Source organism: Caldibacillus thermoamylovorans (genome assembly GCF_000751775.1).
Classification (GTDB): domain Bacteria; phylum Bacillota; class Bacilli; order Bacillales; family Caldibacillaceae; genus Caldifermentibacillus; species Caldifermentibacillus hisashii.
This window is the reverse complement of the sequence record NZ_CCRF01000064.1, coordinates 48,524-63,491: the sequence shown is the minus strand read 5'-3', so window position 1 is coordinate 63,491 and position 14,968 is coordinate 48,524. Positions and strand designations below refer to the sequence as shown.

Genomic DNA, 14,968 nt, shown 5'->3' with positions numbered 1-14,968 from the left:
GTATTATAAGTTAACCTTTGAAAAGAAGGGAGGCATTGCTTTGCATAAGAAGATTTTACGGTTAAGTTTTCTTCTGATTTTACTCCCGTTTCTGTTAATGACCTTCCATGAAACAGATGCGAATAATGATCTTGTTTATTATGCTAAGATTGATAGTGAAGTAACGAAAGGTCTATCCGAGTTTATCGGGCGTGCCATTTCCACTGCCGAAGAAAATCAAGCTAATGCGATCATTTTTGAAATCCATACACCGGGTGGAGCGGTTGACGCAGCTTCAGATATTGCAAAAATTTTAGGCGATACGGATGTGAAAACAATCGCCTTTATCAACCATGATGCTTTATCGGCCGGTGCATATATTGCATTGAATATGGATGAAATTTATATGGTCCCCAATGCAACGATCGGTGCTGCTGCAGTCATCACACAAAACGGAAATGCCGCAGATCAAAAAGCACAAAGTTATTGGCTGGCGGCAATGAAATCGGCTGCCGAACAAAACGGTAGAGATCCCATTTATGCGATGGCGATGGCGGATGATTCCATTGATCTTCCGGAATACGGCGCTCCAAAAGGAAAATTATTGACTTTGACTGCCGCCCAAAGTGTTGAAGTCGGTTATGCAGAAGGAATTGTTGCAAATAAAAATGAGCTGTTGAATACATTAGGGTACGAAAATGCAGAAATCAAACAGGTAAATAAATCCTGGTCGGAGCGGATTGCTGAATTTGTAACAAATCCGTTTATAGTCCCGATTTTATTGACCATTGCCAGTCTCGGGTTAGTCATTGAACTTTATTCACCGGGTTTTGGTCTTCCGGGAATTGCCGGTCTGACTTCACTGCTCTTATTTTTCTACGGACATTATATTGCTGGACTCGCCGGATATGAATCGCTAATTTTATTTATTTTAGGTATAATATTAATTGTTGTTGAATTATTTGTTCCCGGGGGTATTGTCGGATTTCTCGGTCTGGGAAGTATTTTATTTTCCATCATTTTAGCCGGGAAAAGTATTGTTTTTATGAGCATAAGTTTATTCATTGCAATAGCAGTTGCAATAACGGCGATGGTGATTCTAATGAAGTTTTTTGGGAAAAAAATCAAAGTGTTCAATAAGATTGTGTTGAGTGATTCAACAAGTACAGAAAAAGGTTATGTCTCAAATGCGTCAAGAACAGATTTGTTAGGAAAAACAGGTATAGCCCTCACCCCGCTGCGCCCATCGGGGACCATCATTATTGATAATGAGCGCATTGATGCGGTGACAGAAGGCGGCTTTATCAATAGCGGTGCTCGTGTTGAGGTTGTGGAGGTAGAAGGCGTTCGTATCGTTGTTCGTGAACTGGTTGATTAAATTATTTAACATATAAAAAGGAGGATCATTCATGCCCTTTAATTTTGTTCCATTAATTTTTGCAGCGATAATTATTATTTTTCTCGTTTTATTATTATCCTTTATTCCGGTGGCACTCTGGATTTCCGCTTTAGCTGCAGGGGTAAGGGTAAGTATTTTTACATTAGTTGGGATGCGCCTGAGAAGAGTTATTCCGGGCCGAATCGTTAATCCGTTAATTAAAGCCCATAAAGCCGGTTTGCCTGTCGGGATTAACCAATTGGAAAGTCATTATTTGGCCGGAGGAAATGTCGACCGTGTTGTCAATGCACTGATTGCCGCCCAAAGAGCAAATATTGATTTGACCTTTGAACGTTGTGCAGCGATCGACTTGGCAGGACGGGATGTATTGGAAGCCGTACAAATGAGCGTTAACCCGAAAGTGATTGAAACACCGTTTATTTCCGGGGTTGCCTTGGATGGCATTGAAGTGAAAGCAAAGGCAAGAATTACCGTTCGGGCTAATATTGATCGTCTCGTCGGTGGTGCCGGTGAAGAAACGATTATTGCCCGTGTTGGTGAAGGGATCGTCAGTACAATTGGGGGATCAAGAGACCATAAAGCCGTACTTGAAAACCCTGATTTAATTTCACAAACTGTTTTGAAAAAAGGTTTAGATGCCGGAACTGCCTTTGAAATTCTATCGATTGATATTGCCGACGTTGATATCGGTAAAAATATCGGTGCGATGTTGCAAACGGACCAAGCTGAGGCCGATAAGAAAATTGCTCAGGCAAAAGCAGAAGAACGCAGGGCCATGGCTGTTGCTACTGAACAAGAAATGGTGGCTCGTGTTCAAGAAATGAGAGCAAAAGTGGTGGAAGCAGAATCCCAAGTTCCGCTTGCTTTGGCAGACGCACTAAAATCGGGAAATCTCGGTGTTATGGATTATATGAATTATAAAAATATCATGGCTGATACCGACATGAGACAATCAATTAGTAAAGCAACTGATGTGAATAATGATCAAGATAAAAAGTAGAAAGATGAAGGGGGAATTCCCTCATGATCGAATTTATATTGAATAATATACCTCTTGTAATCATAATTATAGGCGGGATTCTTTCTTTACTTGGAAGGAAAGAAAATAATAAAGATACATCAACTAAACCGATAAACCCCCTTCCGCCCGGGAAGAAAGATATACGGCAAGCTGAGAAAACGACAGAGAAAAAAGAAAAACCTTTTGACGTATTAAAACGGGAAATGGAAGAGAAATTAAGACAAGAAGTTCAAAAACATCTGCCGACCGTCACTCAGCAAGCGAAAAAAATAAGGCCGGTGATTGAGGAAAAGAAAACAGAGGTAGTCCAAACCGCTCAAACAACAAAGCAGCTCCAGCAGGAATATACAAACTTAAAAACAGAATTATCAAGGAAGCAAGCAATGGCTTCTCAACCATTGCCAAACCGATCTGCTCATAAAGTCGTTGAGGGTATTATATGGTCAGAAATATTAGGACCCCCTCGTGCCAAAAAGCCGTTTCGCCCAAATAATAAGATATAATGTGCTTCCTTACTTTGAAATAAAATGAAATAAGAAAAATAGTGCTAGAACCCTCTTTCCATTCATAATTATGAATGAAAGGGGGTTTCTTTTTTGGCGAAAAAATGGAGACAGAAAATGCGCAGATGGATTACAAATCAGCTGGATCTCCCGGAAGATGTTATGATGGATTTTCCCCGGATAACCATGGTGGGACAAATTCATATTTATATTGAAAATCATAAGGGACTACTCTCCTTTTCAGATAAAGAAATCCGTATTTTATTAAGTCAAGGGCAATTATTGATTAAAGGAAAAGCATTTGTCATTAAAACGATTTTACCTGAAGAAATATTGTTGGAAGGGAAAATTGAACAGGTGCTCTTTATACCAGAGTAAATACTATTCGGCAGAGTTTACTATTTGCCCGTTTTTTCAAGTCTAACTGGGGCTCTTTATATCAGAACAACAACCATTCGGCGGGGGCAAAACCGCTGGATGGCTTGAATACCACTTGCACGAATGGGATGTACATATAAGAACTCGGCGAAGAGAGCCGTTCAAGTGTAGATAGAATCTTCACTTGATCGGCAAAAAGAAGGTTGGCAGATGGGGTGAGGTTATGAAAAATTTATGGTTTCACAAATTATCGGGTCATTTAACCGTAAAAATTGAAGGGAAAGGAATGGAGCGTTTTATCAACCAACTAACCAGGGATAAGGTACAAATTTGGAATGTTAAACGTGTCGAGCCTAATGCAGTCACATTCCAAATGTTTATAAAAGACGTTCCCTTTCTTAGACAAGCCGTTCATTATCATCAAGTAAAAGTTAGATTTATTAAAAAAGCAGGGTTTCCTTTCTACTTGAAAAGATTAAAGAAAAATGCAGGTTTTTTGCTCGGTGCCGTCATTGCCCTCTTTATTGTGCTACTATTATCCAATATGATTTGGAAAATTGAAATAAAAGGTGCAAGTCCGGAAGTAGAGTATAAAATCACCAATCAATTGAAACAACTAGGAGTAAGAAAAGGTGGATTTCAATTTTTTATTGATGACCCGGAAACCATTCAGCGAAAGCTTTCCAATATGAATGAAGATATTACTTGGATTGGTGTGGAGTTAAAAGGGACAACCTATCATTTTCAAGTGGTTGAAAAAGAGCAGCCGGAACCACAGGAGAAAAAAGGTCCTCAGCATCTCGTTGCGAAAAAAGAGGCTGTCATTGTAGATTATTTCGTTGAAAAAGGACAGCCTGTCATTTCTGTTCATGATTTTGTCAAACCGGGTCAGCTTTTAGTCTCTGGGATTATCGGCAAAGAGGATGAACCTCAATATGTATCTGCTAAGGGAGAAATTTTCGGTAAAACATGGTATGATACCGAAGTGGAGGTTCAATTACACAATCAATTTGAATTAATGACTGGTAATGAAGTGAGACGGACGGCAATTAAAATCGGTCATTTATCGATACCGATTTGGGGATTTAAAAAAGTGCAATATCAAAATAAACAACAAGAGCAAGACGAGACGGCGATAAAGTTTTTAAAATGGACGTTGCCTATAGCTATTGAGAAAACTACCATTCGGGAAGTCGAAATTCATGAAAAAGCATATAATGAGGAAGAAGCAAAACAATTGGCTTTATCCATTGCAAAGAAGAATGTCATTGAATCGATCCCGAAAGATGCTAAAATTGTGGAAGAAAAAGTTTTGCATGAAAAGGTAGAGAATGGTAAATTAAAATTATTGGTAACTTACGATGTGATTGAAAATATTGCAAAAGAAGAACCGATTATTCCGCAAGAAGAGCCAATTATTCAAAATTAGGGGTGTTGTCATTTTTGAATACACTAGAATATCCTTTAGATGATTTAGAAAATCCGATTGTTTTATTCGGAACAGCAGACAGCCATTTGAAACTGATTGAAAATGAGTTGGGTGTTTCGATCACGACAAGAGGTGAAGTGATCCGGATTACAGGTGAAGAAGCGAATATCCAATCGGCGAAACATATTATAAACGCCCTTCACCAAAATGTTAAAAAAGGAATTACGATTAGCCCTCGTGATGTTTCATTAGCCTTACAAATGGAAAAACAGGGGACAATCGAATATTTTAATGAATTATATAAAGAAGAAATTACGAGGAATGCAAAAGGAAAACCGATTCGTGTAAAGACATTGGGTCAGCGTCAATATGTTCATTCAATAAAAAATCATGATCTTGTTTTCGGAATTGGCCCGGCCGGTACAGGAAAAACTTATTTGGCAGTTGTATTGGCCGTTCATGCGCTAAAAAATAATCTGGTGAAGCGAATCATTTTAACCCGTCCGGCTGTGGAAGCGGGAGAAAGTTTAGGGTTTTTGCCTGGGGACTTAAAAGAAAAAGTTGATCCTTATTTAAGACCATTATATGATGCACTTCATGATGTCCTTGGACAAGAACATACCCAAAGATTAATCGAACGCGGATCGATTGAAATTGCTCCGCTTGCTTATATGCGTGGCCGTACACTAGACGATGCTTTTGTTATTCTTGATGAAGCACAAAATACAACGCAGGCGCAAATGAAGATGTTTTTAACAAGACTCGGTTTTGGTTCAAAAATGGTCATTACCGGGGACTTAACACAAATTGACTTACCACGTGGGATACATTCTGGTCTTTCGTCGGTGGAAAAGATTTTAAAGAACATCCCGGATATTGCTTTCGTTTATTTGGAAGAAAGTGATGTTGTACGCCATCCATTAGTTGCGAAGATTATTCATGCGTACGAGCATTTTGATACAAATTAAGGCTGTACCAAAAAATACCCGGCAATCGTTGAAGGTTATGGGGTGGTTCGTTACGGTTGTCGGGTTAAGCGGACAGCCTCTTTTGCATTTTATTAATAATTAGATTTTCTCTTGGCTTGCGATAGGTTTCACAACCCATTGCTTTTTTGCTTTAATAGTTGATTAAAAATTGCTTTCATCGGGATTTAACCAAAATCGGCCACTTTATCTGTAACAAAAAAATTCCAACTGATCGTACGGGCAACCTTGCTGGAAATCTATATTTAACGTATAATCTATTATTACTACAATTTAGCAGAAAAATTCTGTACAATAATATACGAACGTACCTTTTTTGGGGGCCTGACGAGTGTGAAAACAAATAAAAAGTTTTTCATGAAAAGACTAGTCAAATTGAATAAAAAGCTGACCTACTGGATGGTCTTTCTTACTATCGGCTTGGTCATGTTTTTCTCCATGTACAGTAATGTCAAACCGGCTAAATTGGATGTGGAACAATTTTCGATTGCAAAGGAAACAATACGTTCTCCGATTACAATTGAGGATAAAGAACAAACTGAAAAAAAACGGAATGAAGTGGTTAGTCAAGTTAAACCACAATATGTGATGAAACAAGAATATGCGCAAAACCGTGTTGATTTGATTAGTTCCATCTTTGATTCAGCTATTGACTTGCAAAATGAACTGGTAAAAAAATCAGCGGCGACCGAAACTCCTGACAGTCCGGTAAGTGTACCGTCAGAAAATGAGCGATTGGAATGGCTAAAGGAAAAACTTACCAATACTGTAAACAATGATCTTTCGGAAACAACGCTTAAAGCTCTTGTAAACCATACAAAAACCGATTTATCAATAGCAAAAGACGCAGCGGTAACAGCAGTCAATAAAGTTATGACCGAACGAATTTCCGCAAATGAAGTGGAAAACGCAAAGAAAAAAGTGGAAGATCAAATTCGCTATATTTCATTGCCGCAAGATTTAAAAAATGCAACGATTGAGCTCGGCCGATATGCGATTATCCAAAATGAATTTTATGATCCGAAAGCCACGGAAGAATTAAAAAAACAGGCGAGTGAAAATGTTGAACCTGTACGGATTTTGCAGGGACAAATTATTGTGGAAGAAGGCCAATTAATTGATCAAGAAATTTACCGGCAACTTCAATTGCTCGGTCTATTGGATAATAATAATTCGCATCTGCCTTTTATCGGCTTACTTTTATTTGTTCTTATTCTTTTAGCAAGTATATTCTCCTATTTTCGGGGATATAAGCGGCAAGATCAAAATCAGCAAAAGGAATTACTAATTTTCGGTACCATATTGATTATTTCATTCATAATCATGAAAGGGATCAGTTTGATTCCGGTTGATAATGTTGATTTGGCCATCATTTTTCCGGCAGCCATGTGTTCAATGCTCATAAAAATACTGCTTAATGATCGCCTCGGTTTTATCGGTACGGTAATTTTAGCCGCAAGTGGTGCGATTATTTTTAATAGCCAAACATCCGGTCCTTTTCATTTAATCATTAGCCTGTACATTTTATTTAGCGGATTAAGTGGGCTATTCTTTTTAACAAATCAAAATCATCGCACAAAAATTTTTCAAGCAGGTCTGTTTGTAGCGCTCGTGAATATTGTTGTTATTGTTGCCATGCTCTTTATTCCAAATTCAAAGTTTTCCGGCATTCATTATTTGTTTTATGTAGTGATGGCAATTTTCTCCGGCGTCCTTTCGTCTGTATTAACGATCGGACTATTACCATTTTTTGAAGCAGGGTTTGGCATTTTATCAACGATGAAATTAATCGAACTATCGAATCCAAATCACCCTTTATTGAAAAAAATCTTAACGGTTGCCCCCGGTACCTATCATCATAGTGTAATGGTCGCAAATTTAGCGGAAGGTGCATGTGAAGCCATTGGAGCCAATGGGTTATTAGCAAGAGTGGCAAGCTACTACCATGATATCGGGAAAACGAAAAGACCAAGCTTTTTTATCGAAAATCAAATGAATATGAGCAACCCGCATGATCGATTGACACCGGAACAAAGTCGGGATATCATCATTACCCACACAACTGAAGGGGCTGAAATACTAAAAGCCCATCGAATGCCTAAAGAAATCGTTGATGTGGCAGTACAGCATCACGGAACAAGTTTTTTGAAATTTTTTTACCATAAAGCGAAAGAAATGGGGAAAGATGTAAGTGAAAATGATTTTCGCTATCCGGGCCCGAAACCGCAAACGAAAGAAATTGCTGTGATAAGCATCGCCGATAGTGTTGAAGCGGCAGTCCGTTCGATGGCGAATCCGACGATGGAAAAAATTGAACAGCTGGTAAAAAATATTATTAAAGATAAGTTAAATGACGGGCAATTGAGTGATTGCGACCTAACGTTTAAAGAACTGACGATTATTGAAAAAACATTGTTAGAAACTCTACATGGCATCTTCCATAATCGGATCGAATATCCGGAAATAAAAAATGAAAGGTGAAAAAAATGACATTAGAAATTGACTATATAGACGAAACAGGAGAATTAGCACCGGAACAAGTGCAACAAATATTACAGTTATTACAATTAGCGGCGAAACGGGAAGAAGTAACCGGAGACAGCGAGTTATCTTTAACTTTTGTCGATAATGAAAAGATTCATGAAATTAACCGGGAATATCGAGGAATCGATCGTCCGACTGATGTGATTTCCTTTGCTTTGGAGGAAAATACAGAAGGTGAAATGGAAATTATCGGACAAGATATGCCGCGTGTGTTAGGTGATATCATCATTTCCATACCAAGAGCAAAACAGCAAGCAGAGGAATATGGTCATTCGTTTATGAGAGAATTGGGTTTCCTTGCTGTTCACGGGTTTTTACACTTGTTGGGCTATGATCACGGAACAAAAGAAGAAGAGCAGCAAATGTTTTCGAGACAAGAAGAAATTCTCCAAGAGTTTGGATTAACCAGGTAGGGAAGGTTCTACCATGAGGAGATTCTTTTTATCTTTTCGCTATGCATTTGAAGGATTAATGACCGCTTTTAAACGTGAAAGAAATTTAAAAGTACATATGATTGCAGCTTTCCTTGTGATCGTTTTTGGCTTTGTCTTTCAGCTAACCATTTCTGAGTGGATGATTCTTATCCTAACTATAGCCGTTGTGATTATTGCTGAATTAATCAATACCGCTATTGAACGGACCGTCGATTTGGTGAGTCCGAAATATCATCCGCTGGCGAAAGAGGCAAAAGATATTGCTGCGGCTGCCTGTCTCATTTCCGCTGTAACAAGTGTGATTATTGGAATTTTGCTGTTTGGTTCCAAGCTTTATATCTTTTTCATTGATTAATTGAAATTTCCTTCTAAGGTATAGCCTTAAATGAGGCTAACTACAGATTTTTCTAACCAACAAACACGAAAGGCCGGATTTTTTCGTAAAATCTTTTTAAACGCTTAGTATTAATGCCTATAATTCGAAAATATAAAAGAGTTAGTCTATTCTACAAATTGACTATTAACAAATGGATATTTTTATAGTAAAATAAATTTAAGTCAGTAAGAAAGGATTCGACAGTGATGGATATTGAACAATTAATTGAAGAAGCAAAAGAAGCAAGAAAACAAGCATACGTCCCTTATTCCAAATTTGCCGTTGGAGCGGCGTTGCTGACGGAAAATGGTAAAGTATACCGAGGCTGTAATATTGAAAATGCAGCCTACAGTATGGCGAATTGTGCCGAAAGAACTGCATTTTTTAAAGCGATTTCAGAAGGTGAAAAAAACTTTAAATTGTTGGCTGTTGTTGCCGACACGGATCGGCCCTGCTCTCCTTGTGGTGCTTGCCGTCAAGTGATTTCAGAATTTTGTCCGCCCGATATGAAAGTTGTTTTAACCAATCTAAAGGGCGACTTGCTGGAAACAACCGTCAAAGAGTTATTACCGGGCGCATTTAACGCGGGGGATTTACATGAGTAACGGTGAAAAGACATACAAATCAGGTTTTATCACCATCATTGGTCGCCCCAACGTAGGAAAATCAACATTTTTAAACAAAGTAATCGGTCAAAAGATTGCTATAATGAGCGACAAGGCACAAACGACAAGAAATAAAATCCAAGGAGTTCTCACAACCGAAGAGGCGCAAATGATCTTTATCGATACACCTGGCATCCACAAACCGAAGCATCGTTTGGGGCAATTTATGATAAAAGTGGCGACAAACACATTGAATGAAGTAGATCTTATTTTATTTATGGTTAATGCTTCGGAAGGATTTGGTCGCGGTGAAGAATTTATTTTGGAGAAATTACAAGGGATTCAAACGAAAGTATTTTTAGTTATTAATAAAATTGATTTAGTTCATCCGGATGATTTAATCACCATCATTGACCGGTATAAAGACAAATTTCCATTTTCTGAAATCGTACCGATCTCTGCCCTCGAAGGAAATAATGTGGATCATCTACTTCATACGATCCAAAAATATTTGCCTGAAGGTCCACAATATTATCCGAGTGATCAAGTAACCGATCATCCCGAAAGATTTATTATTGCCGAGCTAATCAGGGAAAAAGTACTCCAATTAACTAGGGAAGAGATTCCACATTCGGTAGCGGTAATCATTGAAAAAATTGAAACGAGAGAAAACGGAACCGTCCATATTATGGCAGCCATAATTGTTGAAAGAGATTCCCAAAAAGGGATCATTATCGGGAAACAAGGGAGTATGCTCAAGGAAATCGGAAAGAGGGCGAGAACCGATATTGAAAATTTGCTCGGGTCAAAAGTGTTTTTGGAATTATGGGTGAAAGTTCAAAAAGACTGGCGGAATAAAGCGTCTCTCTTGAAAGAATTCGGTTATCGTGAAGATGAATATTAATGATTTTGTTGTCGCCAATGATTAAGAAAATGACAAAATCTGTAACTTATGATTTTTTTAAAGTAAGGAAAACATAACGATTAGGTTAAGGTCTTAGCTAGTTTAAAAATTTGAAAGGTGGGGATTTCCATGTTACATTTTACTTGGAAGGTTTTTACCCAAACAGGAAATATTGACACATATCTCCTTTACAAGGAATTATCAAAAGAAATGGAAGAAGCACCAGAAAATGATCTAGAACTAGCTGATGTTGATATTTCTGTGACCTGAAACCTTTACGTTAAAATCGGATGGTGACCTTCAATGCTTCAAAAAGTTGAAGGTATTGTTCTGCGCTCGATCGATTATGGAGAAACGAATAAAATATTGACCATTTATTCCCGTGAAATCGGAAAATTTGGCGCTGTGGCCAGAGGAGCGAAAAAACCAAACAGCCGGCTTGCCTCTGTGTCACAGCCTTTTACTTATGGGTATTTTCTTTGTTTCACCGGTCAAGGTTTAGGAACAATCCAACAAGGTGAAATCATTGAGATATTTCGCTCAATCACGAATGATTTGATCTCCACGGCTTATGCTTCATACATAGTTGAATTATTAGATAAAAGTACCGACGAGCGTAAGAACAACCCTTTTTTATTTGAATTGTTATATCAAACCTTGAAATATATAGACGAGGGATATGAACCTCAAATTATCAAAAATATTTTCGAGATAAAAATGCTGCCCGTTTTAGGGTTGCGTCCAAATTTTGACTGTTGCGCCATTTGTGGAAATCAGGACGGTCCATTTGTTTTTTCAATTAAAGAGGCCGGTATTTTATGTGAACATTGCCTGCATCATGATCCGCATCATTTAAAGGTTAACCAAGCGACCATCCGCTTATTACGACTGTTTTTTCATTTTGATCTTAATCGGTTAGGAACGATTAATGTAAAAGAATCTACAAAAAAGGAACTTGAGACATGTATATCCGCTTATTATGAAGAATATTCCGGTGTATATTTAAAAACGAAAAAGTTTTTACAACAGTTGGATAAACTTCAATAACTTTCATTGGTCAACAGTGAAAACAAATTAGCTGCTCAATCGGTGGATATTGACATGAATCATTTTTTTCGATATGATACGTTAAAAATATACTTTTTTATTGCTGTGAAGGAAAGGAGTACTTAATTACCTCTATAAGAGCGAACCTAGGATGGTGCAAGCTAGGTATAGAGCATTAAGGAAGGGCGTTCCTGAGCAATTTGTAATAAAGGTGGTCGGCAAAAATCCGGCAAATAGGGTGGAACCGCGGGAAAAACTCTCGTCCCTATGCTGTTCATTGGCATAGGGATGAGAGTTTTTTTGTTCGCCTAAAAGCCAAGTTTAGCAGGAATAGGTCAAAAGATGTCATTTTTTGCAACAACAATAAAAAGAATCATCATTATTAAAAAGAGGTGTACACATGAATATCCAAAATATGATTTTAACCTTGCAAAAGCATTGGGCGGATCAAGGATGTATTTTAATGAATGCGTATGATGTGGAAAAGGGAGCCGGAACGATGAGTCCCTATACGTTTTTACGGGCAATCGGACCTGAACCTTGGCGAGTGGCTTATGTTGAACCGTCAAGAAGACCGGCAGACGGCAGATATGGGGAAAACCCAAATCGTTTATATCAACACCATCAGTTCCAAGTCATTATGAAACCATCCCCGGAACATATCCAGGAAATTTACTTAGACTCTCTACGTGCTTTAGGGATTGATCCATTGGAACATGATATCCGCTTTGTAGAAGATAACTGGGAAAATCCATCATTGGGTTGTGCGGGACTCGGTTGGGAAGTTTGGCTTGACGGGATGGAAATTACGCAATTTACGTATTTCCAACAAGTGGGCGGTTTGGAATGTAAACCGGTCTCCGTGGAAATTACTTATGGTATTGAACGACTGGCTTCCTATATTCAAGACAAAGAAAATGTTTTTGATCTCGAATGGACGGAAGGTTTTACCGTACGTGATATTTTTGGGCAGCCGGAATATGAGCATTCTAAATATGCATTTGAAACATCCGATGTCGATATGCTTTTCCATTTGTTCAATATCTATGAAAAAGAAGCGATTCGTCAAATGGATGAGGGACTTGTCCATCCGGCATACGACTATGTTTTAAAATGTTCACATACATTTAATTTACTTGATGCAAAAGGGGCCATTTCCGTAACAGAACGGACCGGTTATATTGCTCGTTGCCGAAATTTAGCCAGAAAAGTGGCACAAACATTTTATGAAGAACGTGAAAAACTAGGGTTCCCAATTTTGAAAAACGGAAAGGGGAATGAACATGAATAAATCGGATTTATTACTGGAAATCGGTCTTGAAGAGATACCTGCCCGGTTTGTATTAGATGCCGCCAATCAACTTGCGGATCGGGTGCGAGAACTACTAACGGAACAACATATCGGTTTTGGAAAGATCCATGTTTATTCAACACCAAGAAGACTTGCTGTTCTCGTGGAAGAAGTCAATGAAAAGCAAGATGACTTACATGAAGAAGTGAAAGGACCTGCGAAAAAAATCGCTCTTGATGAAAACGGCAATTGGACAAAGGCTGCTGCAGGTTTTACTAGAGGGCAAGGGAAAACCGTGGATGATATTTATTTTAAAGAAATCGACGGTACTGAATATGTCCATGTTGCTAAACATATTCAAGGTCGCAATACCATGGATGTATTGATAAACTTAAAAGAAGTGATTACCGGTTTATCATTTCCAAAAAACATGAGATGGGCAGATTTTGATCTTCGCTATATTCGACCGATTCGCTGGATTATTGCTTTATACGGCAGTCAAATACTCCCAATCGAAATTACGAATGTGAAAGCAAGCAACAAAACATATGGACATCGTTTCCTCGGTCAGGAAATCGTTATCCGTGAACCGAAAGAATATAAAACAGCATTGCTCGCCCAACATGTGATGGTCGATTACGAAGAAAGGAAAGCGATGATTCTAGAACAAATTCATCAATTAGAAAATGAAAAGAATTGGCATGTCCCAATCGATCCCGATTTATTAGATGAAGTTAGCAACCTTGTTGAATATCCTACTGTGTTATTTGGTTCTTTTGAAAAGGAATATTTGCAACTACCGGAAGAAGTATTAATTACTACGATGAAAGAGCATCAGCGGTACTTCCCGGTAAAAGATGAAAGCGGCCGTTTATTAAATTATTTTATTACAGTTCGAAATGGAGACGCCAATCATCTTGACAATGTACGAAGAGGGAATGAAAAGGTGATTCGTGCCAGGCTTCAAGATGCTGTTTTCTTTTATGAAGAAGATCAAAAATTATCGATTAATGATGCGATTAATAAATTGGAAAAGGTCGTTTATCATGATCAAATCGGAACATACAAAGAAAAATTACAGCGGATCAAATCTTTATCACAATATATCTTGCAACAACTACCTGTAAGTAAGGAGATGCAAGAACATACATTGCGTGCAGCGGAAATTTGTAAATTTGACCTTGTGACGCAAATGGTGGACGAATTCCCGGAACTTCAGGGGATTATGGGAGAAAAATACGCTGTGATTCATGGTGAAAATCCATTAGTTGCCAAAGCGATTAATGAACACTATATGCCAAAAAATGCAGACGGCGAACTTCCTGAAACAGAAGCGGGTGCTGTCGTCAGTATTGCCGATAAATTGGATACGATTGCTTCCATCTTTTCCATCGGGTTAATTCCAAGCGGTTCTCAAGATCCGTATAGTTTAAGAAGACAAGCGACGGGTGTTGTCCAAATTTTGGCTAATAAAGGTTGGAACATTGACTTCACTGCTTTATTAAAAGAAAGTATTAAACAAACAGTCAAATTTTCAAAACGGAATGAACAAGAAGTTTTTGCGGATATGTTTTCTTTCTTCCAACTACGGTTTAAACATTTGTTGGCAGAGAAAGGAATTCGTTATGATATTGTTGATGCGGTTCTTGAAGCACCGATTCGAGATGTAAAATCACTTATTGAAAAAGCCGCCATCCTTGATCACAAAAAAGAGGAAGCCGGTTTTAAAGAAAATGTTGAAGCGCTCAGTCGGGTAATTAATATTACAAAAAAATTTGAGGAAGCGATCGAAATTGACCCGGGACTGTTTGAAAATGAGACGGAAAGTCAATTGTATGAAGCCTATCAACAAATGAAAAGCCAATTGTATGAAACAGATCCGGAACAATATTATCAACTGCTGGTTCGTTTAAAAAATCCAATCAATCAGTTTTTTGATCAAACAATGGTTATGGTCGATGCAGAACAAATTCGCAACAATCGCTTGTCCTTATTAAAAAGTCTTTCAAATCTAATTGGTGGATTCGCCCAATTTTCAATGATTATTGTAAAATAATAATTACAACATATAA

The 14,968-nt window shown here is 38.1% G+C and carries 15 protein-coding genes and 1 other annotated feature; all 15 genes read left to right on the top strand.

Annotation, left to right across the window (positions count from 1 at the left end):
- The first annotated feature begins 40 nt into the window (after window positions 1–40).
- The 15 genes from BT1A1_RS11005 to glyS all read left to right on the top strand — a co-directional run bounded on the left by BT1A1_RS11005 (window position 41) and on the right by glyS (window position 14,952).
- Window positions 41–1,357 carry an NfeD family protein gene (locus BT1A1_RS11005; protein WP_034771145.1) on the top strand — a complete coding sequence of 439 codons (1,317 nt, stop codon included), beginning with the start codon at window positions 41–43 and terminating at the stop codon, window positions 1,355–1,357.
- A 31-nt stretch (window positions 1,358–1,388) separates the two neighbouring features.
- The gene (gene floA / locus BT1A1_RS11000; RefSeq protein ID WP_051989104.1) at window positions 1,389–2,378 is read left to right on the top strand and encodes a flotillin-like protein FloA; all 990 of its coding nucleotides are present in this window, start codon (window positions 1,389–1,391) and stop codon (window positions 2,376–2,378) included.
- 23 nt (window positions 2,379–2,401) lie between these two features.
- A complete protein-coding gene (locus tag BT1A1_RS10995; protein WP_034771142.1) occupies window positions 2,402–2,902 on the top strand; it encodes a hypothetical protein in 501 nt (166 codons plus the stop codon).
- A gap of 93 nt (window positions 2,903–2,995) precedes the next feature.
- A complete protein-coding gene (yqfC, locus tag BT1A1_RS10990; protein ID WP_034771140.1) occupies window positions 2,996–3,280 on the top strand; it encodes a sporulation protein YqfC in 285 nt (94 codons plus the stop codon).
- A 223-nt stretch (window positions 3,281–3,503) separates the two neighbouring features.
- Complete coding sequence (gene yqfD / locus BT1A1_RS10985; RefSeq protein ID WP_034771137.1) at window positions 3,504–4,709, top strand: sporulation protein YqfD; 1,206 nt, start codon at window positions 3,504–3,506, stop codon at window positions 4,707–4,709.
- 14 nt (window positions 4,710–4,723) lie between these two features.
- Window positions 4,724–5,677: a PhoH family protein gene (locus BT1A1_RS10980; RefSeq protein WP_081912346.1), complete on the top strand. Its 954-nt coding sequence runs from the start codon at window positions 4,724–4,726 to the stop codon at window positions 5,675–5,677.
- Between the two features lie 375 nt (window positions 5,678–6,052).
- Window positions 6,053–8,176, top strand: coding sequence for an HD family phosphohydrolase (locus BT1A1_RS10975; RefSeq protein WP_034771253.1), 2,124 nt, complete (start codon window positions 6,053–6,055; stop codon window positions 8,174–8,176).
- A 5-nt stretch (window positions 8,177–8,181) separates the two neighbouring features.
- Window positions 8,182–8,652, top strand: a complete 471-nt coding sequence (gene ybeY / locus BT1A1_RS10970; RefSeq protein WP_034771132.1) for an rRNA maturation RNase YbeY — start codon at window positions 8,182–8,184, stop codon at window positions 8,650–8,652.
- 13 nt (window positions 8,653–8,665) lie between these two features.
- Window positions 8,666–9,028 (top strand): diacylglycerol kinase family protein, encoded by a 363-nt coding sequence (locus BT1A1_RS10965; protein WP_034771130.1) that lies wholly within the window; start codon window positions 8,666–8,668, stop codon window positions 9,026–9,028.
- Window positions 9,029–9,255: 227 nt separating this feature from the next.
- Entirely contained in the window at window positions 9,256–9,654 is a 399-nt protein-coding gene (locus tag BT1A1_RS10960; RefSeq protein WP_034771128.1) for a cytidine deaminase, read from the top strand.
- Window positions 9,647–10,558, top strand: a complete 912-nt coding sequence (gene era / locus BT1A1_RS10955; RefSeq protein WP_034771125.1) for a GTPase Era — start codon at window positions 9,647–9,649, stop codon at window positions 10,556–10,558. Before BT1A1_RS10960 ends, era begins: the two co-directional genes overlap by 8 nt.
- A gap of 129 nt (window positions 10,559–10,687) precedes the next feature.
- Window positions 10,688–10,828, top strand: a complete 141-nt coding sequence (locus BT1A1_RS17955) for a YqzL family protein (protein ID WP_072012691.1) — start codon at window positions 10,688–10,690, stop codon at window positions 10,826–10,828.
- A 33-nt stretch (window positions 10,829–10,861) separates the two neighbouring features.
- The gene (gene recO / locus BT1A1_RS10950) at window positions 10,862–11,605 is read left to right on the top strand and encodes a DNA repair protein RecO (RefSeq protein WP_034771123.1); all 744 of its coding nucleotides are present in this window, start codon (window positions 10,862–10,864) and stop codon (window positions 11,603–11,605) included.
- 96 nt (window positions 11,606–11,701) lie between these two features.
- Window positions 11,702–11,875: a binding site (T-box leader), on the top strand.
- A gap of 130 nt (window positions 11,876–12,005) precedes the next feature.
- Window positions 12,006–12,896, top strand: a complete 891-nt coding sequence (gene glyQ, locus BT1A1_RS10945) for a glycine--tRNA ligase subunit alpha (protein ID WP_034771120.1) — start codon at window positions 12,006–12,008, stop codon at window positions 12,894–12,896.
- Complete coding sequence (gene glyS / locus BT1A1_RS10940) at window positions 12,889–14,952, top strand: glycine--tRNA ligase subunit beta (protein WP_034771117.1); 2,064 nt, start codon at window positions 12,889–12,891, stop codon at window positions 14,950–14,952. Before glyQ ends, glyS begins: the two co-directional genes overlap by 8 nt.
- Window positions 14,953–14,968 lie beyond the last annotated feature (16 nt).

Coding starts and splice junctions, on each gene's coding strand:
- floA (WP_051989104.1), top strand. CDS start 1,389: ATGCCCTTTAATTTTGTTCCATTAATTTTTGCAGCGATAATTATTATT.
- BT1A1_RS10995 (WP_034771142.1), top strand. CDS start 2,402: ATGATCGAATTTATATTGAATAATATACCTCTTGTAATCATAATTATA.
- yqfD (WP_034771137.1), top strand. CDS start 3,504: ATGAAAAATTTATGGTTTCACAAATTATCGGGTCATTTAACCGTAAAA.
- BT1A1_RS10975 (WP_034771253.1), top strand. CDS start 6,053: ATGAAAAGACTAGTCAAATTGAATAAAAAGCTGACCTACTGGATGGTC.
- ybeY (WP_034771132.1), top strand. CDS start 8,182: ATGACATTAGAAATTGACTATATAGACGAAACAGGAGAATTAGCACCG.
- BT1A1_RS10965 (WP_034771130.1), top strand. CDS start 8,666: ATGAGGAGATTCTTTTTATCTTTTCGCTATGCATTTGAAGGATTAATG.
- BT1A1_RS10960 (WP_034771128.1), top strand. CDS start 9,256: ATGGATATTGAACAATTAATTGAAGAAGCAAAAGAAGCAAGAAAACAA.
- era (WP_034771125.1), top strand. CDS start 9,647: ATGAGTAACGGTGAAAAGACATACAAATCAGGTTTTATCACCATCATT.
- BT1A1_RS17955 (WP_072012691.1), top strand. CDS start 10,688: ATGTTACATTTTACTTGGAAGGTTTTTACCCAAACAGGAAATATTGAC.
- recO (WP_034771123.1), top strand. CDS start 10,862: ATGCTTCAAAAAGTTGAAGGTATTGTTCTGCGCTCGATCGATTATGGA.
- glyQ (WP_034771120.1), top strand. CDS start 12,006: ATGAATATCCAAAATATGATTTTAACCTTGCAAAAGCATTGGGCGGAT.
- glyS (WP_034771117.1), top strand. CDS start 12,889: ATGAATAAATCGGATTTATTACTGGAAATCGGTCTTGAAGAGATACCT.